This window comes from Actinomycetospora sp. CA-053990, from assembly GCF_050948445.1.
Taxonomy (GTDB): domain Bacteria; phylum Actinomycetota; class Actinomycetes; order Mycobacteriales; family Pseudonocardiaceae; genus Actinomycetospora; species Actinomycetospora callitridis.
The window spans coordinates 5,606,873-5,625,442 of record NZ_CP192043.1; the positions used below are offsets into that span (position 1 = coordinate 5,606,873).

The 18,570-nt window shown below is 71.1% G+C and carries 16 protein-coding genes, 1 tRNA gene and 1 pseudogene; 2 read left to right on the forward strand and 16 right to left on the reverse strand.

Features of this window, described 5'->3' with window-relative positions; all coding sequences use genetic code 11:
- Positions 1-66: 66 nt before the first annotated feature.
- From ACQPYN_RS28535 to ACQPYN_RS28610, 16 genes and pseudogenes are all read right to left on the reverse strand, one after another.
- Positions 67-1,353 carry an MCE family protein gene (locus ACQPYN_RS28535; RefSeq protein ID WP_433030132.1) on the reverse strand — a complete coding sequence of 429 codons (1,287 nt, stop codon included), beginning with the start codon at positions 1,351-1,353 and terminating at the stop codon, positions 67-69.
- Complete coding sequence (locus tag ACQPYN_RS28540) at positions 1,350-2,549, reverse strand: MCE family protein (protein WP_433030134.1); 1,200 nt, start codon at positions 2,547-2,549, stop codon at positions 1,350-1,352. Before ACQPYN_RS28540 ends, ACQPYN_RS28535 begins: the two co-directional genes overlap by 4 nt.
- Entirely contained in the window at positions 2,546-3,946 is a 1,401-nt protein-coding gene (locus ACQPYN_RS28545) for an MCE family protein (protein WP_433030136.1), read from the reverse strand. The genes ACQPYN_RS28540 and ACQPYN_RS28545 overlap by 4 nt, the downstream gene beginning before the upstream one ends.
- Complete coding sequence (locus ACQPYN_RS28550; protein WP_433030138.1) at positions 3,946-5,253, reverse strand: MCE family protein; 1,308 nt, start codon at positions 5,251-5,253, stop codon at positions 3,946-3,948. The genes ACQPYN_RS28545 and ACQPYN_RS28550 overlap by 1 nt, the downstream gene beginning before the upstream one ends.
- Positions 5,241-6,281, reverse strand: a complete 1,041-nt coding sequence (locus ACQPYN_RS28555; RefSeq protein ID WP_433030140.1) for an MCE family protein — start codon at positions 6,279-6,281, stop codon at positions 5,241-5,243. The genes ACQPYN_RS28550 and ACQPYN_RS28555 overlap by 13 nt, the downstream gene beginning before the upstream one ends.
- Positions 6,278-7,735, reverse strand: a complete 1,458-nt coding sequence (locus ACQPYN_RS28560) for an MCE family protein (protein ID WP_433030142.1) — start codon at positions 7,733-7,735, stop codon at positions 6,278-6,280. Before ACQPYN_RS28560 ends, ACQPYN_RS28555 begins: the two co-directional genes overlap by 4 nt.
- Complete coding sequence (locus tag ACQPYN_RS28565; protein WP_274194366.1) at positions 7,732-8,568, reverse strand: MlaE family ABC transporter permease; 837 nt, start codon at positions 8,566-8,568, stop codon at positions 7,732-7,734. Before ACQPYN_RS28565 ends, ACQPYN_RS28560 begins: the two co-directional genes overlap by 4 nt.
- Positions 8,569-8,610: 42 nt before the next feature.
- The gene (locus ACQPYN_RS28570) at positions 8,611-9,342 is read right to left on the reverse strand and encodes an MlaE family ABC transporter permease (RefSeq protein ID WP_274194709.1); all 732 of its coding nucleotides are present in this window, start codon (positions 9,340-9,342) and stop codon (positions 8,611-8,613) included.
- A gap of 1,067 nt (positions 9,343-10,409) precedes the next feature.
- Positions 10,410-11,408 (reverse strand): annotated as a pseudogene (locus ACQPYN_RS28575) (ABC transporter ATP-binding protein); the annotation flags it as partial.
- A 382-nt stretch (positions 11,409-11,790) separates the two neighbouring features.
- Positions 11,791-12,180: a 50S ribosomal protein L7/L12 gene (gene rplL / locus ACQPYN_RS28580; RefSeq protein WP_274190786.1), complete on the reverse strand. Its 390-nt coding sequence runs from the start codon at positions 12,178-12,180 to the stop codon at positions 11,791-11,793.
- Between the two features lie 46 nt (positions 12,181-12,226).
- Positions 12,227-12,865, reverse strand: coding sequence for a 50S ribosomal protein L10 (gene rplJ, locus ACQPYN_RS28585; RefSeq protein ID WP_433030145.1), 639 nt, complete (start codon positions 12,863-12,865; stop codon positions 12,227-12,229).
- A 358-nt stretch (positions 12,866-13,223) separates the two neighbouring features.
- The gene (gene rplA, locus ACQPYN_RS28590) at positions 13,224-13,934 is read right to left on the reverse strand and encodes a 50S ribosomal protein L1 (RefSeq protein ID WP_274190788.1); all 711 of its coding nucleotides are present in this window, start codon (positions 13,932-13,934) and stop codon (positions 13,224-13,226) included.
- A gap of 87 nt (positions 13,935-14,021) precedes the next feature.
- On the reverse strand, positions 14,022-14,456 hold the full coding sequence (rplK, locus tag ACQPYN_RS28595) for a 50S ribosomal protein L11 (protein ID WP_274194369.1): 435 nt from the start codon (positions 14,454-14,456) through the stop codon (positions 14,022-14,024).
- Positions 14,457-14,490: 34 nt separating this feature from the next.
- Positions 14,491-15,432, reverse strand: a complete 942-nt coding sequence (gene nusG / locus ACQPYN_RS28600) for a transcription termination/antitermination protein NusG (RefSeq protein WP_433039091.1) — start codon at positions 15,430-15,432, stop codon at positions 14,491-14,493.
- A gap of 158 nt (positions 15,433-15,590) precedes the next feature.
- Positions 15,591-15,974, reverse strand: a complete 384-nt coding sequence (secE, locus tag ACQPYN_RS28605; protein ID WP_433030148.1) for a preprotein translocase subunit SecE — start codon at positions 15,972-15,974, stop codon at positions 15,591-15,593.
- Positions 15,975-16,037: 63 nt separating this feature from the next.
- Positions 16,038-16,110, reverse strand: a tRNA-Trp gene (locus tag ACQPYN_RS28610).
- 191 nt (positions 16,111-16,301) lie between these two features.
- On the opposite strand from ACQPYN_RS28610, the gene ACQPYN_RS28615 reads away from it, so the two are divergent.
- Positions 16,302-17,537, forward strand: a complete 1,236-nt coding sequence (locus tag ACQPYN_RS28615) for a pyridoxal phosphate-dependent aminotransferase (RefSeq protein WP_433030150.1) — start codon at positions 16,302-16,304, stop codon at positions 17,535-17,537.
- Between the two features lie 58 nt (positions 17,538-17,595).
- Complete coding sequence (locus ACQPYN_RS28620; protein ID WP_433030152.1) at positions 17,596-18,477, forward strand: SGNH/GDSL hydrolase family protein; 882 nt, start codon at positions 17,596-17,598, stop codon at positions 18,475-18,477.
- Positions 18,478-18,570: the final 93 nt, after the last annotated feature.

Here is an 18,570-nt window from a genome sequence, read left to right on the forward strand (position 1 = left end):
GGCGCTCAGCTCCTCAGGTCGTCCGCCGGGCTTTCGGGGAGCGCCCGGCGGGGTCGTGCGTCGGGGTCAGTCGCCCAGCCCCGGGATGATCACCGGCGGTGCGCCGCGCTCGCTGCCCTCCAGGACTCCGCCAGCGGGCAGAGAGGCCAGCGCGGTGGAGTCCTGCTGCTCATTCTGCGACTGGCCCGTCCCCCCGGCGTCGGCGGGGTTACCAGGGTTCTCCGAGTTGAACGGCGCGGGCAGGTTCTGGGCCCCGCGGACATTGACGGGCGGCGCCTCGGCACAACGGACGCTGGTGTCCATGGGGATGAAGTCCTTGGCCGTCGCCGGACGCCAGCCGGCGTCGGGCTGCAGATAGCCGTTGGTGCAGTACGGCGGATCGGCGATGTTCAGCACGAGACCGAAGTGCACCCGCCCGTCCGGGCCGGGGTCCTCGGCGTCCTTGAGGACGGACGGGGCCGCCGCCGACAGCGCCGGGTACGTCACGAGGATTTGCTCGACTCCCGCGAGACGCGGCTCGATGATCCGGGTGATCGTCAGCAGGTTGGCGATCGTGCGGCTGAGGTCCGGTCCGACGTCGCGGATCAGCCCCTCGAGCTGCTGGGCGGCCGGCGGGGCCGCCCTGACGAGCCGGCGCAGGTTGGGGTCATCGGCCTTGAGCTGCGCCGTGAACAGCTGCAGGTCGCGGCTGAACGACGTGATCTGCGGCCCGAGCTGGCTCTGGGTGGTCAGCACGATCCGCCCGTCGCGCAGCAGCTGGCGCGTCTGCGGCAGGTTGGCGATCGCGTCGGGGATCAGCGCGTTGCTCGAGTCGAGCAGGCGCTGCAGGTCCGGACCGGCCCGGTCGAACGCGTTGAAGAGCTCGTCGACGGTGGTCCGCAGCTCGGGCAGCGGGACCGACGTCGCCAGGGCGTTGACGTCGGCGAGCAGCTGGTCGACCGGCACCGGGGTCCGCGTCTGCGAGATCGGGATGACCGAGTCCTCGTCGAGGTAGGGACCGCGGTCGTTCGGCGGCTGGAGGTCCACGTACTGCTCGCCGACCGCGGACCGGTTGGCGATCACCGCCATGGACGAGGTGGGCACGGGCGGGGCGTCCTGCTCGATCTCGAGATCGACCTGGAGTCCCTGCGGGGTGACCCGCATGTCCCCGACCTTGCCGATCTCGACGCCGCGGTAGCTCACCGAGGCGTCGGGGAAGATACCGCCGGAGTCCGCCAGCTCGACCTTGGCCGTGTACGGGCCGAGGCCGATCAGCGAGTCGGCGCCGACGTAGCGCAGGCCGACATAGACGATGCCGACGATCGAGATGACGGCGAACAGCGCCACCAGCCGCAGGGTCTTGGTGCCGATCATCCGTCGTTACCTCCGCCGAGACCGGGCAGCTGGGGAACCAGACCAGGCGTGTTCGTCGACCCTCGGGCGCCTGCTCCTCCTGCGGCCGCGTCCCCGGCCACCGGCGTCGTGCCCGGCGGCTGGAGCAACTTGAAGATCGCGTCCACGCCGGGGACCTCGGGGCTGTTGAGGATGGTGGTGAGCAGGTCCCGGAGGTTGATCTGGAGGCTGACGTCGATGTTCGCGAAGTCGCCCTTGATGACGTTGAGCGAGTTGTCCGCGAACGGGATCGTCAGCAGGATCTGGAGCGAGCCCGGCAGTGCGTCCCCCGCCTCGACGAGGTTGCGCAGGATCGGCTGCAGCGCCCGCAGGTCGGCCACCGTGTTGGCCTGGCTGCGCCGGATCACGTCCGTACCGACGTCGGAGAGCCGGTTCAGCGACTGCAGTGTGCCGACGAGCAGGCCCCGCTGCTGGTTGAGCACGTCGAGACCCGGGCCGAGGTTGTCGATGACGTTCGCGATCCGCGCCCGCTGGTCGACCAAGGTGCGGCTGAGCCGCTCCAGGGAGTCGATCGCCCGCACGATGTCGGCCTTCTGCCGGTCCAGCGTGCCCACGAACTGGTCGAGGTTCTGCAGCAGGGACCGCAGCTGGGCCTCGTTGCCCGTCGTCGCCGCGTTGAGCTCGCGGGCGATCGTCTGGACCTTCTCGACGCCGCCGCCGTTGAGCAGCAGCGACAGCGCCCCGAGCACCTCCTCGACCTGCGCACCGACGTCGGTGCGGTCGGCCGGGATCACCGCGCCTGCGGCCAGGCGGCCCTGCGGGGGGTCCGTGGGCGACGGCAAGAGCTCGACGAACTTCTCGCCGAGGAGGCTGGTCTGACGCAGGCGGGCCGTGGCGTTGGCCGGCAGGACGACCGCGCCGTTGACCTCGACCGTGACCTGGGCGGTCCAGCCGTCCGGAGCGAGCGAGACCTCCCGGACGACGCCGACGGGGACGTCGTTGACGCGGACGCTGTTGTTCGGCACGAGGTCGACGACGTTGGTGAACTGCGCCGTCACCACGTAGGGCTCGGGGCCGAGCGCGGCGCCGCCGGGCAGCGGGAGGTCCTGGAGGGACTGCAACCCGCACCCGGTCAGCGCGAAGAGCGCCACGACCATGAGTGCCGCCAACCGGGTGCGGCGCGGCGGGGTCGTCGACCCTTCCTGCGGGGCGCTCACTGGCCACCTCCGACGGTCTCGAAGCCGAGGATCCCGCTGCCGGGCTCGGTGGGCGTCGCCTCGCCCGGAGCCCCGTCGGCACCACCGGCTCCCGGCTGTGATGCGCCACCGTCGGCGCCGGCTGCGCCTGCCGGTGCTGCGGCGTCCGGCAACGCCGTGACGGGCACGAGCGCGTTCAACGACGGCTGGGTGTTCAGGAGGTTCAGCAGGTTCTTGATCGGCGCGAGCGACAGGCCCAGGGCCGAGTTCCCGACGACCTCGCCGGCGGCGTTCGTGCCGCCCAGCAGGGCCCCGCAGACCGTCGAGGCCCGCGCCACCTGGGTGAGCACGGGGTCGGCAGGCCCCGCCAGGACGTCCGGCAGCCCCGGCTGGTTCACGAGCAGGCTGCAGATCAGCGCCCGCGGATCGAGCCCGGCGCCGAGGAGCTCCGGAGCGAGGACGGGACGCACGTCGAGCGTCCCGGAGCGGGCGTTGTACGAGTTCGTGAGGTTGCCCAGGGCCAGCGGCGCCACGTTGGTGAACTCGGTGACCGCCCGGCGCTGGCGCACGAGGATGTCGGTGATGTTCGCCAGCTTCCGGACGTCGGTCCGCAGGATGTCGCGGTTGTCGCGGATGAAGCGGGCCACGTCGTCCAGGGCCGGCGGCAGCGTCGCGAGCACCGTGGAGAGGTTGCCGCGCTCCGAGGCGAGGAACGCCGAGATGTCGGCGAGCTGGTTGTTCAGGTCGCGGACGGCGCCGTCGTTGCGGGCGAGCATGTTCGTGAACTGGCCGAGGTTGTCGACCGTCGCGAACAGGTTGTCGCGGTTGTCGGCCAGGGTGCCCACGGCGCCACCGAGCTCGGTGATCGTGCTCTTGAGCAGCTCACCGTTGCCCCCGAGAGCGCCCGCGGAGGAGCGGAGCAGCTGGTTGAGCGCACCGGCCCGGTTCGCGCCGTTGGGGCCGAGGGACCGGGCGATGGTGTCGAGGCTCTGGTAGACGCGGTCGAGCTCGACGGGCGTGGCCGTCTTCTCCACCGGGATGATGGCGCCGTCCGCGAGCTGTGGCCCACCCTCGTAGGTCGGGCCGAGCTGGACGTACCGGTCGCTGACCAGCGTCGGGGCGACGATGACGGCCTGCGGGTTCGCCATGACGGGCGCGTCATTGTCGACCTTGAGGGTGACGCGGACGACGTCGCCCTGCGGGACGATCTCGTCGACCGAACCGACCGGGATGCCCTGGATCGTCACCTCGTTCTGGGTGTAGAGGCCGACGGTGTTCTCGAAGTACGCGGTGACGGTGCGCTGGCTCCCGCGCTGCAACGCGTACCAGAGCCCTGCCGTGGCCAGGAGCGCGAGCACCAGCGCCACAGCGAGCGTCCGGGCGGCGCTCTCGAGGAACGTCGCGATGCGGTTCGACATCAATTGCCTCCGCCTTCGCCGCCCGCGGCGCCGGGCGTCGGGTCCGCGCCGGGGAGCAGCCCTCCGCCGGCGTCGGGCGCCAGCGCCTGGGTCAGCGCGTTCACGTCGGGCACTCCGTTCGGGAAGAGAATCTGCAACTGTTGCGGTGTCAGGCCGCCGCCCAGGAGGGCTTGGAGCTGGGCGAGCTGGGCGGGACTCAGCCCGGAGATCACCGCAGGCAGATTTGTCAGATCGATCGGACCGAGTATCTGGGCGAGCGCGTTCTGCAGGATCTGCTGCAGCAGCGCCGGGTTGAACAACCCGGCCAAGCTCGCCGGGTCGAGGCTCGAGCCCGGGTCGCAATTCTGGTCGCCCGGCGGGTCGAGGTTGCAGATGTAGGCGTCGAACCAGCGCCCGTTGCCGACGACGTTGGCGAAGACCCGGGCGAACGGCGCCAGCAGCCGCAGGCCGTTCTCCAGGTTCGCCGAGTTCTCCTCGAGCGTGGAGAGCACGCCGTCGAGCTGCTCGAGGGTCGGCCGCAGCGTCGCCTCGTTGTCGGCCACCAGCCCACGCAGCTGCTGGGACAGCGCGATCGTGCCGGTCAGGAGGTTGTCGATCGCCGCTTTGCGGGCCCGCAGCTCGCCGAGCAGCAGGTTGCCGTCGTTGATCAGCCGTTCGACCTCGGCGTCCCGATCGGCCAGCACCTGGGTGGTCGTCCGGGTGTTGGCGAGCAGACGGGCCAGCTCCTGATCGCGCGAGGAGATGGTGCGCGAGAGTCGGCTCAGACCGTCTAGCGCCCCGCGGACCGGACCGGCGGCGCCATCGAGCGTCTCGGACAGGACGCCAAGGCTCTGACCGAGCTGGTCGGTGTCGAGGTCCTCGACGGTCGTCGAGAGCTGCGAGAAGGCCTGGATGACGTCGAACGGCGCCCGCGTGCGCTCCCGGGGGATCGACGCGTCGGGGTCGAGCGGCGCCTCGCCGGCGGGCTCGAGGTTGATGTACTTCTGCCCGAGCACGGTCTTGATCTCGATCGACGCCGAGGTGCGGTCGCCGACCCAGGCGTCCGGCGCCTTGAACGAGATGACGACGTCCTTGCCGTCCAGCTCGAGGTCGGTGACCGTCCCGATCCGGATGCCCGCGATGCGGACGTCGTCGTCGGGCTGCACACCGGCCGACTCGCTGAAGCGCGCCGAGTAGGTCGGGCCCTGCCCGATGAGGGGAAGGTCCCGGATGTTCAGGGACGCCGCGGTGAGCAGCAGCAGGATGGCGAGGCTGGCCGCGCCGATCGGCAGGGGGTTCCGCTTGCGGAACGGCTTCATCCGTTGCATCGGTTCGCCGTATCCGGGAGTTGGATCAGGGAGCCAGCGTCGATCGGGGGAAGGGGGAGCGGATCGAAACTGATCGTCCCGCCCACCGCGCAGAGGTAGAAGTTGAACCAGGAGCCGTAGCTGCCGGCCCGCCCGAAGTTGTTGGCCTTCTGCGGGGTCAGGCGCAGGAATCGCTCCACGAGGTCCCGGTTGTCGTTGAGGTTGGCCGAGAGCCGGCCGAGCTGGACGATGTCGTCGCGCAGCGGCGGGCGTGCCTCGTCGAGGAGGCCGGCCGTCGTGGTGGTCAGGTCGGCGATCGGCTGCAGGGTCTCGCCGATCCGGACGCGATCGGCGGCGAGGCCGCTGACCAGCTGCTGGAGCGACACGATGAGACCGGACAGCCGCTCGTCACGGGCGTTGACCGTGTCGAGGACCGTGTTCAGGTTCGTGATCAGCGAGCCGATCACGGCATCGCGGTCCGCGATGGTCGACGTCAGCGACGCGGTGCGGGCCAGCAGGGAGTTGACCGTGCCGCCCTCGCCCTGGAGCACCTGGATGATCTCGAACGACAGCTGGTTGATGTCGGCCGGGTTCAGCGCCTGGAACAGCGGCTTGAAGCCGTTGAACACCACGGTGAGGTTCAGCGGCGGGCGCGTCTGGTTCACCGGGATGGTCGCGCCGGGCCGCAGCATCGCGTTCATCGGCCCGTTGCCGCGGGCGACCTCGAGGTACCGCTGGCCGACGAGGTTCTGGTACTTGATCGAGAAGATCGAGCCGACCGGCAGCTTGCGGACCTCGTCGACCTTGAAGGAGACCTCCGCGGTGTCGCGGTCGACCAGCTGCACGTCGGTCACCTGGCCGACCCGGACCCCGGCGATGCGCACGTCGCTGCCCGCGATGAGTCCCGAGGCGTCGGTGAAGCGCGCCTTGTAGTCCTCGGTGCTGCCGAAGTACGAGTTCTGGACGGCCGTGAGCAGCACGGCCACCGACAGCACGGTGACGACGGTGAAGATCGCCAGCTTGATCAGCGGCGCCGCGAGCCCCCTCATCGGAACTCCGCCTGGGCTCCGCGCAGCGTCGCCGCGCTGAGGTACGGGGCGAAGGAGGGCACCTGCGACGGGGTGACGCCCATCTGCATCGCGGTCACCTCGGTCACCAGCTGGCGCTCCTCGGGTGAGTTGGGGGTGTTGGGCAGGCCGATGTTGGCGCCGTCGACACGGCCGGGGGCTGACTGCCCCTCGGTCCGGCCGCCGCCCCGGGCCGATGCCGGCGAGTCGTCACCGGTCTGCGACTCCGCGTCGATCTCGCCGCCCTCGCCGCCCGCGTAGGCGTCCTGCGTGGCCCGCGAGGGATCGGGCGGGGTCGACCCGTCCCGGATCGGTCCGCCGGGCGGGAACTGCGGGGCCTGGCCCTCGATCTGGTAGCAACGCGGGCCGCGGGTGTCGAGGTACTGCGGCTGCTCGCCCGGCACGTACTTGCCGTTGTCGATCGTGAGCTCGGCTTCGATGAGCACCCCGGTCGTCGGGCTGAGCACGTTGTTGATCTGGGGCGTCACGTCGGTGAGCTGCTGGAACAGGCACGGGAACTCCGAGCTGTACCGCGCCAGGAGCTCGAGGATCGGCCGCGACGTGGCGGCCAGCTCGATGATGTTCTCGCGGTTGGCGGCCAGGAAGGCCGTCGTCGTGTCGGACGCCGACGTCACCGTGCGGAAGGTCGACTCGAACGCCGCGCGCTCCTCGACCAGGGTCCGGCTCGTGGTGACGAGGTTGTCGAGCGCGAGGATCAGGTCCGGCGAGGCCTGGTTGTAGATGTCCGCCGTCGGCGCCAGCGCCCGCAGGTTGGCCTGGAGGTCGGGCAGCGACGGGTTGAGGCCCTCGACGTACTGGTTGAGCAGCACCAGCGTGTTGCCGAGCTGCTCGCCGCGGCCCGACAGGGCCTGCGAGACCGCACCCAGGGTGTCCGAGAGCTTCTCCGGCTGGACCGCGGTGAGCACCGGGAGCAGGTTGTTGAGCACCTGCTCGGTCTCCGTCGCGTTCGACGACCGGTCCTGCGCGATGGTGTCGCCCTCCTGGAGCGGGCGGGGGCTCGCGTCCGGCGGGATCGACAGCGACACGTAGCGCTCGCCGAACAGCGTCTTCGGGATGAGCGTCGCCGTCGTGTTGCTCGGGATGGTCGGCAGGAAGTCGGGGCTCATCGCCATCTCGATGACCGCGCCCGAGCCGTCGCTGTCGATCGAGGTGATCTCGCCGACGATGACGCCGCGGACCTTCACGTCGCCCTGCTTGGAGAGCTGGTTGCCCACCGTCGCCGTGCGCAGGTAGACGGTCTCGGTCGGCTTGAACACCTTGTTGAAGTTCGCCAGGCACAGCCCGACGATCAGCAGCATCACCAGGATGAGCGCGACGCCCATCGACCGGCGGCGGATCGGGCTGAGCGGAGGCCGCTTGTCCTTGAGCTGCGGACCCTGGTCGTCGCGCTCCGTGTCCTGCGTCGGCGCGCTCACCCGGCGATCCTGATCGAGGTCGTCGTGCCCCAGATGGCCAGGGTCAGCAGGTTGTCGAGGACCGAGAAGATGACGATCGAGTTCCGCACCGCGTTGCCCACCGCGACACCCACGCCGGCCGGCCCGCCGCTGGCGTTGTAGCCGTAGAAGCAGTGCACGAGGATGATCACCAGGGCGAAGACCAGCACCTTGCCGAAGGAGTACATGACGTCCTGCGGCGGCAGGAACAGGTTGAAGTAGTGGTCGTACGTACCCGGCGACTGCGTGTAGAAGTTCGTGACCAGCAGGCGCGCCGCGAGGTACGAGGCCACCAGGCCGATGACGTAGAGCGGGATGACCGCGATGAAGCCGGCGACGACGCGGGTGGTGACGAGGAACGGCAGCGACGGCACCGCCATGACCTCGAGGGCGTCGATCTCCTCCGAGACCCGCTGCGCGCCGAGCTGGGCGGTGAAGCCGGCGCCGACCGTCGCGGACAGCGCCAGCGCGGAGACCAGCGGCGCGACCTCGCGGGTGTTGAAGTACGCGGTGACGAAGCCGGAGAACGCCGAGGTGCCGATCTGGTTCAGCGCCGAGTAGCTCTGCAGGCCGACCACCGAGCCGGTGAAGAAGGTCAGCGTGGCGACGATGACGACGGTGCCGCCGATGAGGGCGAGCGCGCCCGACCCGAAGGCCACCTCGGTCAGGAGCCTCAGGACCTCGCGTTGGTAGCGGGTCACCGACTTGGGGATCCAGCCGATGGTGCGCGCGTAGAAGGACGCCTGGTCGCCGAGGGTGTCGAGGACACCGAGCGGCGCGCTGGCGGCACGACGTGCGCGTGAAGTGATCGTCATCGATTCCTGGCCTGGGGAGCGGCGGTCAGAACGTCGAGCTGGTCAGAACTTGGTCGGGGGAACGAGGTTGAGGTACACGGCCGTCACGATCACGTTGATCGCGAACAGCAGGATGAACGTGATGACGACGGCCTGGTTGACGGCGTCGCCCACGCCCTTCGGCCCGCCGGCGGGGTTGAGGCCGCGGAAGGCGGCGACGATTCCGGCGGCCAGCCCGAACAGGGCGGCCTTGACGAAGCCGACCAGGAGGTCGGTCGGCTTCGACAGGGCGGAGAAGCCCTGCACGTAGGCGCCCGGGGTGACGCCCTGCAGGACCACGTTGAAGTAGTAGCCGCCGGCGACACCGACGATCGAGACGAGGCCGAAGAGCAGCGCCGACACGAGGATCGAGGCGAGCACCCGGGGCACCACCAGGCGCTGGATCGGGTTGATGCCCAGCACCTCCATCGCGTCGATCTCCTCGCGGATGGTGCGGGCGCCGAGGTCGGCGCAGATGGCCGATCCGCCGGCCCCGGCCACGAGGAGCGCGCAGATGACGGGAGCCGCCTGCTGGATGACCGCCAGCGTGCTCGCCGCGCCGGAGAACGACTGGGCACCGAACTGCCGGATCAGCGACCCCAGCTGCAGCGAGATGACCGAGCCGAAGGAGATCGACACCAGCGCCGCGGGGAGGATGCAGACGCGGGAGATGAACCAGCACTGGTCGATGAACTCGCGGGTCTGGAACGGCCGCTGGAAGATCCCGACGATCACGTCGAGGCCGAGGGCGAACATCTTCCCGGTCGCGGTGAGCGCGCCGGCGCCGGGGAAGTTCCCGGTCGCGAGACGGTTGCTCACGAGCCGCTCCGCCGGAACATGCGACGCAGACCGCCGAGCTTGCTGTCGTCGTCCTCGCGGCCACGCGGAACGTCACCGGACGACTCGTTGCCCGGCGGGGCCTGTTGCGGGGACCCCGGCCCACCCTCGGCGGGCGGGTCGTTCGTCGTCTCGCCCTGGGGGTCGGGGGCGGCGTCCTGGCCGGCGTTCGGCTGGGCCCAGCCCGAGCGCTCGGACTCGCGGCCGCTGCGGGCGCCCTGCTGGCCCTGACCCTGCTGCTGGCCCTGACCCTGCGGCTGACCCTGGTCCTGCTGCTCGCCGCCGTCCTCGCGCGCCGGACGGGCAGCCATGGGGACCAGGCCGGCGACACCCTGGTCGCCGCCCTGATCGGCCGGGGCACCGGCGTCCTCGCCGCGCCAGTGGTGGCGTCCGGTGGTCTGGGCGTCGTCGGAGGACACGGCCGCGGCGGCACCGGCGGCGCCCGCCGCTCCGGCGGTGGCGACCTGTTCGGTCCGCTGGTCCTGCTGCTGGCCGCCCTGGTCCTGGCCGGAGTCGTCCCGGACGGCCTGGAACTGCTCGGTCGGCGGGTCGTCGTCGCGGTCCTGGCCGGAGTCCTGCTGGCCGGAGTCCTGCTGGCCGGAGTCCTGCTGGTCCGAGGACTGCTCGGTCGTCTGCTGGTCGGAGGACCCGGCGCCGCTCTCGTCGGACTGCTCGTCGCCCTCCTTCGTGTGCTCCCCCGCCTGGGGCAGCACGACGGTGCCGCCGGCGTCCTCGTCGGCGGGGACGCCCACGAGGGGCTCGTCGGACTCCGGCGGCGCGGGCGCGGCCTTGCGGGCCTCGGCGTCCGCGTCGGGGTCGCCGCTGCCGGCCTGCTCGCCCTCGCCCTCGCCCTCGCCGGCCGGGGAGTCCTCGACCATCGAGTTGTCCTCGGCCTCGGCCATGGCCTGGTAGCCGAACGGGTCGGCGTCCTCGGGCGGGTTGTTGCGGGTGATCTCGATGAGCTCGGTGCGGTCCTGGTCCCGGGAGATGCCGTAGCGCTCCTGGTCCTCCTCGGTGAGCTGCTCGAGGATCGCCGTCTGCGCCTTGGGCGGCAGGGTGTGCAGGACCTGCATGACGCGGTCCTTGCGCCGCTGCACCGCCTTGCGCTCGGGCACGCCCTCGCTGACCTCGAGCTGCGGGTCGATGAAGGACTCCTCGGACTCCGCCGCGCCGCCCTTCTTCTTCAGCTCCTCCATCTCGGCCTCCATCTGGGCCGAGTCCTTCTCCTCGGACATGCCGATCGGGCCGATGCGCCGACCCTGGAGGAACTGCTGGACCACGGGCTCCTCGGAGGTCAGCAGCACCTCGCGCGGGCCGAACATCACCAGGTTCTTGCGGAACAGCATCCCGATGTTGTCCGGCAGCGAGCGCGCCGTCCCGAGGTGGTGGGTGACGATGAGGATCGTCGCGTCGAGCTGGGCGTTGAGGTCGACGATCAGCTGGTTCAGGTACGCCGTGCGCACCGGGTCCAGGCCGGAGTCGGGCTCGTCGACCAGGATGATCTCGGGGTCGAGCACCAGCGCGCGGGCCAGCCCGGCGCGCTTCTTCATGCCGCCGGAAATCTCGCCGGGGAGCTTGTCCTCCGCGCCGCCGAGCCCGACCAGGTCGAGCTTCTCCATGACGATGTCGGAGATTTCCTTCTCGCCCTTGCGGGTGTGCTCACGCAGGGGGAAGGCGATGTTGTCGAAGATGTTCATGGAACCGAACAGCGCGCCGTCCTGGAACAGCACCCCGAACAGTTTCCGGATCTCGTAGAGCTTCGACTCCGAGCACCGCACCAGGTCGGTGTCGTGGATGAAGATCGAGCCCTTCTCGGGCTTCAGCAGTCCGATGATCGACTTCAGGAGCACCGACTTACCGGTACCCGACGGGCCGAGCAGGACACTCACCTCACCGGCCGGCAGCGTCAGCGTGACGTCGGACCAGATGTTGGAGCTGCCGAAGGACTTCGAGAGGTTCTTGATCCCGACCTCGACGCCCGCCATCGGAGTCCTCCCACTGTCGTCGTCGTGTCGACCTGATGTGCGCCCGCTGTGTCACCGACGTCATGTGGCCGGCACCCCGCGAGAGGGGCGTCACGTCTACAACGACGGGGTTCTGCGGGAGGTTACTCACGCGCAAAGTTGGGCAGACGCCGGGTCGTGATCGACCGGACACGACCGGTGCTTGCGCCGCACGGGTGGCGACGAGCGGTCCGCTTCACGCGTTCGGTGGACTGATCGCTGCCGGCCGACGCATCGTTGTGTGCCGCACCACCCGCTCCGGCGACGCCCGGACGCGGGCTTGACGGACCCGGAGACGACGACGGGGCGGGGACCGACCGGTCCCCGCCCCGTACGTTCCGTGCAGCGCTCGTGCGCGCCGAGATCAGGTCAGGCTGATCTTGGCGCCGGCCTCCTCGAGCTTGGCCTTGGCCGCGTCGGCGGCCTCCTTGTTGACGCCCTCGAGGATCGGCTTCGGGGCGCTCTCGACGAGCTCCTTGGCCTCCTTGAGGCCCAGGCCCGAGACGACCTCGCGGACGACCTTGATGACCTGGATCTTCTTGTCGCCGGCGCCCTCGAGGACGACGTTGAACTCGTCCTTCTCCTCCTCGACCGGGGCGGCGGCACCGCCGGCGGCCGGGGCGGCCGCCGCGGCGACCGGCGCCGCCGCGGTGACCTCGAAGACCTCCTCGAACTTCTTCACGAACTCGGAGAGCTCGATCAGGGTCATGTCCTTGAAGGCGTCGAGCAGCTCGTCGGTGGACATCTTCGCCATGGTGGCTCCTAAAGAATGATCAGTGATGGGACAGGACCGGCCGTGCTCAGGCGTCGGCGGTCTCGGTGTTCTCGGCAGGGGCCTCGGTGGCGGCCTCGGCGTCGGCGGACTCGACCGCCGCGACGGCCTCCTCGGTGCTCGAGGTGCCCTCGGCGGCCCGCTTGTCCTGCAGGGCCTGCGCGAGACGCGCGACCTGCGAGGCCGGGGCGCTGAACAGCTGGGCGGCCTTCGTGAGGTTGCCCTTCATGGCGCCGGCCAGCTTGCCCAGCAGCACCTCGCGGGACTCGAGGTCCGCGAGCTGGGTGACCTCGACGGCGGAGAGCGCGCGGCCCTCCATGTAGCCGCCCTTGACGACCAGGGCCTTGTTGTCGCGCTGGAAGTCGCGGAGCGCCTTGGCGGCGTCCACCGGCTCCCCGCTGACGAACGCGATGGCCGTCGGGCCGACGAGCAGGTCGTCGAGACCCTCGACCCCGGCGTCGGCGGCAGCCCGCTTGACCAGCGTGTTCTTCGCGACCGTGTAGGTGACGTCCGAGCCCAGCGAACGCCGCAGCTGCGAGATCTGCTTCATCGACAGGCCGCGGTACTCGGTGACGACCATCGCCGACGCGTCGCGGAACTCCGCGGCGATCTCGGCGACAGCAGCCACCTTGTCGGCGTTCGGAGGCCTCTCGGTCTCTGTAGCCATGCGCGCCTCCTCTCTGCGTACTCGGGCGACCGCGGTGTGCGGGGCCCGGGACGACGAACGCCCCGTGCGCAGGCGCACGGGGCGTGGAGGTGACGCACGGGCGGGGCCCGGCGGACTCGCTGCCCTCGTCCTCCTGCGCGGGACGCCCCTCGTGGGGCCTTCGTCCGCTCGGACCCCCAGGAGGGGCCGGGCGGAGACCAGCGGTCTCGGGTGGATCGGGGTTCGATCTGGTGTGGAGTCTACGCGGAGCCTCGGGGCACCCCGCGCAGCAGGGTGCGGTAACCCGACCGCACCGAGTGATGCGGTGGGAGCGCTCCTACGTCGCGCTCCCACCGCTCACCGGTACGGGGGTCCCTGCTCAGGCCTCGGCGGTGAGCAGGTTGCGCGTGCGGTTCGGGTCGACCGGGATGCCCGGGCCCATCGTCGTGGTGACGGTGATCTTCTTGACGTAGCGGCCCTTCGCGGCCGACGGCTTCACGCGCAGGATCTCGTCGAGCGCGGCGCCGTAGTTCTCGACGAGCTTCTCGACGTCGAAGCTCGCCTTGCCGATGATCAGGTGCAGGTTGGCCTGCTTGTCGACGCGGAAGTTCACCTTGCCGCCCTTGATGTCGCCGACCGCGCGGGCGACGTCCGGGGTGACCGTGCCGGTCTTCGGGTTCGGCATGAGCCCGCGGGGGCCGAGGATGCGGGCCACGCGGCCGACCTTGGCCATCTGGTCGGGTGCGGCGACGGCGGCGTCGAAGTCGAGCCAGCCGCCCTGGATGCGCTCGATGAGGTCGTCCGACCCCACGACGTCGGCGCCGGCCGACTCGGCCTCGCGCGCCTTGTCGCCGGTGGCGAACACGATGACGCGGGCGGTCTTGCCGGTGCCGTGCGGCAGGTTGACGGTGCCGCGGACCATCTGGTCGGCCTTGCGCGGGTCGACACCCAGGCGCATGGCGACCTCGACGGTCGCGTCCATCGACGTCGGCGACGTCTCCCGGGCGAGCTCGATGCCCTCGAGCGGGGCGTAGAGCTTGTCGAAGTCCACCTTCTCGGCGGCGTTCTGATAGGCCTTGCTGCGCTTCATGTCTGTCCTTGTCCTGATGGATCAGTGGTGGTCAGGGCTGCGCCGCCCTCCCACGTGTCGCCGACCGTGTCGGCGCGGGTCAACTTCTCAGTCTGCGACGGTCAGACCCATCGACCGGGCGGTGCCGGCGATGATCTTCGACGCCTGGTCGAGGTCGTTCGCGTTGAGGTCGGCCATCTTGGTCTGGGCGATCTCGCGGACCTGGTCCGCGGTGACCGACCCGACCTTCTTGCTGTGCGGCGTCGCGGAGCCGGACTTCACGCCGGCCGCGGCGAGCAGCAGCTTGGCCGCCGGCGGGGTCTTGAGCTCGAAGGTGAAGGACCGGTCCTCGTAGACCGAGATCTCCACCGGCACGACCTGACCACGCTGCGCCTCGGTGGCGGCGTTGTAGGCCTTGCAGAACTCCATGATGTTCACGCCGTGCTGACCCAGGGCCGGGCCGACGGGCGGGGCCGGCGTGGCCGCGCCGGCGTTGATCTGCAGCTTGACGACTGCGGAGAGTCGCCTCTTCTTCGGGGGCATCGGATTCCTCTACTGCGTTGTGCTGGGTGGTGCCTTAAATCTTGGAGACCTGGTTGAACCCGAGCTCGACCGGGGTCTCGCGGCCGAAGATCGAGACGAGCACCTTCAGCTTCTGGGCGTCGACGTTGACCTCGGAGATGCTGGCGGGCAGCGTCGCGAACGGGCCGTCCATGACGGTGACCGACTCGCCGACCTCGAAGTCGACCTCGACGGCGGGCTTGGCGCCGAAGGACTCGGTGCCCGACTTGTCGGCACCCTTGGCCTTCTTCGGCGTCTCCTGGCGCGGCAGGAGGAACTTGACGACCTCGTCGAGGGTCAGCGGCGACGGGCGCGAGGTGGCCCCGACGAAGCCGGTGACGCCCGGCGTGTTGCGCACGGCGCTCCACGAGGCGTCGTTGAGGTCCATCCGCACGAGGATGTAGCCGGGCAGCACCTTGCGCTGGACCTGCTTGCGCTGCCCGTTCTTGATCTCGGTGACCTCCTCGGTGGGCACCTCGACCTGGAAGATGAACTCCTCGACGTCCAGCGTCTGGACACGGGTCTCGAGGTTGGCCTTCACCTTGTTCTCGTAGCCCGCGTAGGAGTGCACGACGTACCAGTCGCCGGGGGCCAGACGCAGCGAGTCCTTGAGGGCCTGCGCCGGGTCGACCTCCTCCTCCTCGACCTCGGCGGCGGGCTCCTCGACGGGCGTCTCGTCGACGACCGGGTCGTCCTCGGTGTCGGCGCGCGCGGCGAGGTCGCCGGTGCCCGCCGACTCCACGGGGAGGTCGGAGTCGTCCTCGTCGGCGGGGCCGCCCAGGGCGGCGCGCGCGGCGCGCAGCTCGGCCTCGGCGTCGACCTCGGCGCTCTCGTCGTCGGCGTCCTCGGCGGCCTCGCGGGCCTCCTGGCCGGCGCGCGCCACCGCGGCGTCGTCGAGCGTCGCCGGGTTCTCCTCGGTGCTGAGGTCCCCGTACGTCCCACTGCCCTCACGCACCATGACGCCACGCGTGCGGGCTTCACCGACGAGCTCGGGCTCGCCGCCGTCGGGGGTGGTGGTCTCGGAGTCTGCGCCGGATCCTGCGGAGGTCACTTCTGTCTCACTTCCTTTGCACGGCGGGCACCGCGGAGGTGCCCGGCCGGCCGCTCGCGGAACGGTCAGCCGAAGAGGGCGAACACGGCCTTGGCGAACACCCAGTCGAGGCCCGCCACCAGGGACACCATGAACGCCACGAACACGAGGACGACGAACGTGTAGACCACGATCTGCCGTCGGGTCGGCCAGTGGACCTTGCGGAGCTCGGCCACGACCTCGCGCAGGAACCGGCGCAGGCGCGTGATGAGCGAGCCCTCCGGCTCGGCCTGCGCCCGGTCGCGCGTGGGGGTGGCCGTGCCCTTGCCGCCGGGACGCCGTGACGTGCCGGTGTCCGCGGCGTCTCCGGCACCGTCGCCGGAGGCCCGCCGTCGACGGCCGGCGGCGGTGACCGGACGCGCCTCGTCGTCGTCGCTCGCGCGCCGACGTCGGCTGCTGTCCTCGCTCACGGGGCCGTCCTCACCGTCCTCGTCCACCGTCCCGCCGGCCGGCGGGCCCGTTGTCGTGTAGTGCAGGGGCGACAGGACTTGAACCTGCAACCTGCGGTTTTGGAGACCGCTGCTCTGCCAATTGAGCTACGCCCCTGTGGCGGACCCGGGGACCCGCCCGGACGATGCGACGTCGTTCCCGGCACGCCGACGGACGCGCGGGGACGACGGACGAACCGTCCCGACCATCGATGGTACGCAACGACCCACGGGAGCAGCGCCCCGACCCCTGGCCACGGCGGGACCTGGCCGGGAACGCGGTCGCTGCTGTCTGTCAATATCTGGGGCATGGCATCGGTGACCTCGCTCCAGTCCACCGCGACCGACCGCCGGATCTCGGCCCGCGTGGGCGGGATCGCGGAGTCGGCCACGCTGGCCGTGGACGCGAAGGCGAAGGCCCTCAAGGCGGCCGGCCGGCCGGTCATCGGCTTCGGCGCCGGCGAGCCCGACTTCCCCACCCCGCAGCCGGTGGTGGACGCGGCGATCGCGGCGTGCTCGGACCCCAAGAACCACCGCTACTCCCCGGCCGCCGGGCTCCCCGAGCTGCGCGACGCGGTCGCGACCAAGACCGCGCGGGACTCGGGCTGGCAGGTCGAGGCGCGCCAGGTGCTGATCACCAACGGCGGCAAGCAGGCCGTGTTCGAGGCCTTCGCGACGCTGATCGACCCGGGCGACGAGGTCCTGCTGCCCGCGCCGTACTGGACGACCTACCCCGAGGCCGTGCGCATGGCCGGCGGCGAGCCGGTGGTCCTGGGCACCGACGAGTCCACCGACTTCCTGCCGACCGTCGAGGCCCTCGAGGCCGCGCGCACGCCGAACACCAAGGCGCTGCTGTGGTGCTCGCCGTCGAACCCCACGGGTGCGGTCGCGCCGCGCGCGCTCGTCGAGGCCGTCGGGCGCTGGGCCGCCGAGCACGGTGTCTGGGTGATCGCCGACGAGATCTACGAGCACCTGACCTACGACGGCGCCGAGCACGTGTCGATGCCCGTCGCCGTGCCGGAGATCGCCGACCGCTGCGTGGTGCTCAACGGCGTCGCCAAGACCTACGCCATGACCGGGTGGCGCGTCGGCTGGATGATCGGGCCCGCCGACGTGGTCGCGGCCGGCGTCAACATGCAGTCGCACCTGACCTCGAACGTCTGCAACGTCGCCCAGCGCGCCGCGCTCGCGGCCGTGTCCGGCCCGCTCGACGCGGTCGCCGAGATGCGCGAGGCGTTCGACCGCCGTCGCCGGCTGATCGTCGAGCTGCTCTCGGGCATCGACGGCATCACCTGCCCGACCCCCCAGGGCGCGTTCTACGCGTACCCGTCGGTGGCGGGCCTGCTCGGACGCGAGCTGCGCGGCGAGCGCCCGCAGACCAGCGTCGACCTCGCCGCGCTCATCCTGGAGCACGCCGAGGTGGCGGTGGTGCCGGGCGAGGCGTTCGGGACGCCCGGCTACTTCCGGCTCTCCTACGCCCTCGGGGACGAGGACCTGCGTGTCGGCGTCACCCGGATGGCCGACCTGTTGGCCGAGGCACGCTGAGACGCGCGATCATCCGCCGCGACGGTCCCGCCGGGACCCCGGACACGAGGGAGCCCCGGTGCGTCGTCCGGTCGTCCTGCGCCTGCTCGTCGCCCTCGGCATCGGCCTCCTCGGACTCGCCGTCGCGCCCGTGGCGATGGGCGCCCCGACGACCGCCGGGCAGGCCTACGTCGCGCTCGGTGACTCCTACACGGCCTCGCCGCTGACCGGTCCGATCGCCGGGCCCCCGCCGGGCTGCCTGCGCTCGGCGAACAACTACCCGCACCTCGTCGCCGAGCGCTCCGGCGCCCGACTGACGGACGTGAGCTGCAGCGGCGCGCAGACCCGTGACCTCGCCGCCCCGCAGCAGACCTCGGGCGGGGTGAACCCGCCGCAGTACGACGCGCTCGGACCCGGCACCCAGCTCGTCACCATCGGGATCGGCGGCAACGACATCGGTTTCGGCGAGATCGTCCAGAGCTGCGTGAGCCCGACGCCGTTCGGCACCCCGTGCCGCGACCGCTGGACCGCCGGCGGCACCGACCAGCTCGAGCAGCGGATCGACACGCTCGCCGGGCGCCTCGACGACGTCCTCGACGAGGTCGGCTCCCGCGCCCCGGACGCCCGCGTGCTGCTCGTCGGCTACCCCTCGGTGCTGCCGGCCCAGGGCCCCGGCTGCTACCCGGTCGTGCCCTACACCGCGGGCGACGTGGAGTACCTGCGCGGCGTGCTCGGCCACCTCAACGACACGATCGTCGAGGCCGCTGCCGAGGGCGACGCGACGTACGTCGACACCTTCACCCCGACCGTCGGCCACGACGTCTGCACGCTGCCCGGGACGCGCTGGATCGAGGGCCTCGTGCCCACCGCCCCCGCGCTCCCGGTGCACCCCAACGCCCTGGGCTCCGAGGCCCTCGCCCGCGCGGTCCTCGCCACCCTGGGCGTGCCGGCGGCGGCCTGAGTCCCGGGCGTTGCAACGAACGCCCTATCGGCGTGCTCAGCTGGATGTCGCTGCTTCTAGGCGCCGGAACTCCCCGTTCGCTCGCGCCGACGC